General features: G+C 69.9%; 3 protein-coding genes and 1 pseudogene. 3 read left to right on the plus strand and 1 reads right to left on the minus strand.

The window, feature by feature from the left end; translation table 11 throughout:
• Positions 1-597, plus strand: a 597-nt coding sequence (locus VJ655_RS13005; protein WP_324111704.1) for a M48 family metallopeptidase, incomplete at its 5' end; no start/stop codon positions are given.
• Positions 590-715, plus strand: a pseudogene (locus tag VJ655_RS13010) (hypothetical protein); the annotation flags it as partial. The gene VJ655_RS13005 and the pseudogene VJ655_RS13010, both read left to right, overlap by 8 nt.
• A gap of 13 nt (positions 716-728) precedes the next feature.
• Here the strand turns inward: VJ655_RS13010 and VJ655_RS13015 are convergent.
• On the minus strand, positions 729-2,681 hold the full coding sequence (locus tag VJ655_RS13015; RefSeq protein WP_324111706.1) for a penicillin-binding protein 1A: 1,953 nt from the start codon (positions 2,679-2,681) through the stop codon (positions 729-731).
• 191 nt (positions 2,682-2,872) lie between these two features.
• On the opposite strand from VJ655_RS13015, the gene VJ655_RS13020 reads away from it, so the two are divergent.
• Positions 2,873-3,271: DEAD/DEAH box helicase (locus VJ655_RS13020; protein WP_324111707.1), on the plus strand; the 399-nt coding region annotated here is incomplete at its 3' end.

Here is a 3,271-nt window from a genome sequence, read left to right on the forward strand (position 1 = left end):
TCGGAGGTGATCGCCCTGGCGCCGAGCCCCAAGCGGCTCAATGAGGCCGTCGCCTTCGCCCAGGAGAAATCCGGCTGGATCGCCAAGCAGCTGGCGGCCCTGCCCGAGCGCATGAGCCTGGCGCCCGGCGGGATCCTGCGCCTCAACGACCGCCCCTATCGGCTGGAGGTCGGTCCGGGCCGCGCCCGTATCGAGGAGGGCCGCATCGTCGCGCCTGACGACGCCAACTGGGGATTGAAGGTGGTCCGTCTGGCCAAGCGCGAGGCGCTCGGCGTGCTGACCGAACGCACCGCCATCCACGCCGCCGCCCTGGGCCGTCCGGTCCCGTCGGTGGCGGTCGCCGACCCGAAGGCGCGGTGGGGCTCGTGCCGTCCGGCCACGCCCCGCGCCCCCGCCTCGATCCGCTACAGCTGGCGGCTGATCCTGGCTCCGGCGGCGGTCGCCGACTATGTCGCCGCTCACGAGTGCGCCCACCTGATCGAGGCCAACCACGGCCCGAGGTTTTGGGCGCTGTGCCGGGAGCTGGCCGGCGATCCCGCCCCCCACCGCGCCTGGCTGCGAGCCCACGCGGCGGAGCTGCACGCGATCGGGGCGTGAGGCTGAAAATCCTCCCCCCAGCGGGAGGCGGCCGAAGGCCGGAGGGGGAAGCGCGGGCTGTCCGGCTTCTTCCCCCTCCGTCGGCTTCGCCGACACCTCCCCCGTCAGGGGGAGGATTTAGATCTCCAACCTCAGTAGGGCAGCTGATCAGCCGGCGGCGCCGCGCCCGCCGGGGTCTCGGCGGCGGGACCTTCGGCCGGCGGGGTGATCAGGTCGCCGATCGGATCCTCGGTCGGGGGCGGCGGTTCGGCCACCCCGCCGGGGATTGGCGTGGCCTTCAGGCGGGGCAGGGCGGCGGTCATGAAGGTGCGCCAGATCTCGGCCGGGGCGCCGCCGCCGGTGACCCGCTTCATCGCCGTGTTGTCGTCCTTGCCGGTCCAGACAGCGGTCACGAAGCCGCCCGTGTAGCCGACGAACCAGGCGTCCTTATAGTCGCTGGTCGTGCCGGTCTTGCCGGCGATGTCGTAGCCGCCCACCCGGGCGCGCGTGCCGGTGCCCGAGGTCACGACCTCGCGCATCATCTGGTTCATGTACTGCAGGGCGGGCGAGCCGATCACCGCCGCGCGGGCCTGCTTCTCGACGCCGTGGTCATACAGCACCTTGCCGCTGGCGGTGCGGATGCGCTCGATGCCGTAGCCCTTGGCCAGGAAGCCGCCGTTCGAGAACGGGGCGTAGGCCTGGGCCATCTCCATCGGCGACACCTCGACCGCGCCCAGGGCCATGGACGGATCCAGCTGGATCTTGCTGGTGATCCCCAGTCGCCGGGCGGTGGCGGCGACGTTGCTGGTGCCGACCTCGCTGGCCAGACGCGCCGCGACCGTGTTGATCGACTGGGCCAGGGCCGTCTGCAGGGTCATGGGGCCAAGGTATTTGCCCGTGTAGTTCCTGGGTTCCCAGTTGCCGATCTTGACGGGCTCGTCGACGACCATGACGGCGGGCGTGCGCCCCTGCTCCATGGCGGTCAGATAGACGAACGGCTTGAAGGCCGATCCGGCCTGGCGGCGGGCGGTGGTGGCGCGGTCGAACTGACTGTCGGCGTAGTCGGCCCCGCCGACATAGGCGCGGATGCGACCCTCGCCGTCGATGGCGACCAGGGCCGCCTGTTGCACGCCCTGCGCGCCATGGCCCTCGACGCCCAGCTTCACGGCGCGCTCGGCCGCGACCTGGATCGGCAGGTCCAGGGTGGTCTCGACCACCAGGTCCTCGGTCGGCTCGCCGACCAGCGAGCGGACCTGGGCGTCGATATAGTCGGTGAAGTACTGGGCGCGCTGGTTGGCCAGGGTGGCCGAGACCTGCACCGGCGTCCTGAACGCCTCGTCGCGCTGCTCGGGGGTGATGGCCTTGATGCGCACCATCTCGTCCAGGACGATGGTGGCGCGGCGGGCGGCGCGCTCCTTGGCCGAGACCGGCGAATAGCGCGCCGGGCCCTTCATCATGCCGGCCAGCAGGGCCGCCTCGCCAATGGAGAGGTCCTTGGCGGGCTTGTTGAAATAGCGCTGCGAGGCGGCCTCGATGCCGTAGGCGCCGGCCCCGAAATAGACCCGGTTCATGTAGAGGGCCAGGATCTGTTTCTTGGAGAACTTCATCTCCAGCCAGACGGCCAGGATCAACTCCTGGGCCTTGCGGCGATAGTTCTGGGCCGGGCTCAGGAATAGGTTTCGAGCCAGCTGCTGGGTGATGGTCGAGCCGCCGCGCTGGGGGCCGTCATGGGTGGCGTTCCACACCACCGATCGGGCGATGCCCCAGGGGTTGAAGCCGAAGTGGTGGTAGAACTGGCGGTCCTCGATGGCCACGAAGGCGGCCGGCACGTACTTGGGCAGAGCGTCGATATCGACCGGCGGCGCATATTGGCTCCCGCGCACGGCCAGGAGGGCGCCCGAGCGATCCAGATAGTTGATCGAGGGCTGGCGCTTGACGTCGTAAAGCTTGGACGTGTCGGGCAGGTCGGTGGCGAACACCGCGAAGAAGGCCACGACGAAGATCAGGCCCCAGACGCCGAGAACGGTTCCCCAGTAGACCAGAGCCTGGAGCGGGGTGCGCTGGGGCTTCGCCGGCTTGTTCCCGCCGAAGGGTCCGTTCGCCATGGTGGTATCGTTCCTGCGCGCCAACGTCTCGAGCGCGTTCCGTTTAGCCGAAGCCCACACAACGCGCGACAAGATTGACGAGATATGAACGCGGCGGTTTTCGGGCTCGCCGGACGCGGGCCTCGCCGGAAAACGCCGGCGCCTGCGATCCAGCCTTGGCGGGGCGCCGGCGGCCCGCCATAACCACGCCCGTGTACGTTCCTCCCGAATCCCCAGAACTCGATCACGCCCGCGACGTCCTGCGGCGCACCTTCGGTCATGCGGACTTTCGGGGGATGCAAGCCGGCGTCATCAACGAGATCCTGGCCGGCCACAGCGCCATGGCCGTACTGCCCACCGGCGGCGGCAAGAGCTTGTGCTACCAGATCCCGTCGCTGATCCGGCCGGGCGTGGGCCTGGTGATTTCGCCGTTGATCGCCCTGATGGCCGACCAGGTTCAGGGCCTGCGCCAGGCGGGCGTGGCGGCCGAGCGGCTGGACAGCAATGTTTCGATGGACGAGCGCTCCGACATCTGGCGGCGCATCGACGCCGGCGAGGTGGACATGCTCTATCTCTCGCCCGAGGGCCTGATGCAGCCGTGGATGCTGGAT

The sequence above is a fragment of the Caulobacter sp. genome (genome assembly GCF_035254145.1).
GTDB lineage: Bacteria > Pseudomonadota > Alphaproteobacteria > Caulobacterales > Caulobacteraceae > Caulobacter.

Bases quoted from the DNA above. Each gene is read 5' to 3' on its own strand.
- VJ655_RS13015 (WP_324111706.1), bottom strand. From the start codon at position 2,681: ATGGCGAACGGACCCTTCGGCGGGAACAAGCCGGCGAAGCCCCAGCGC.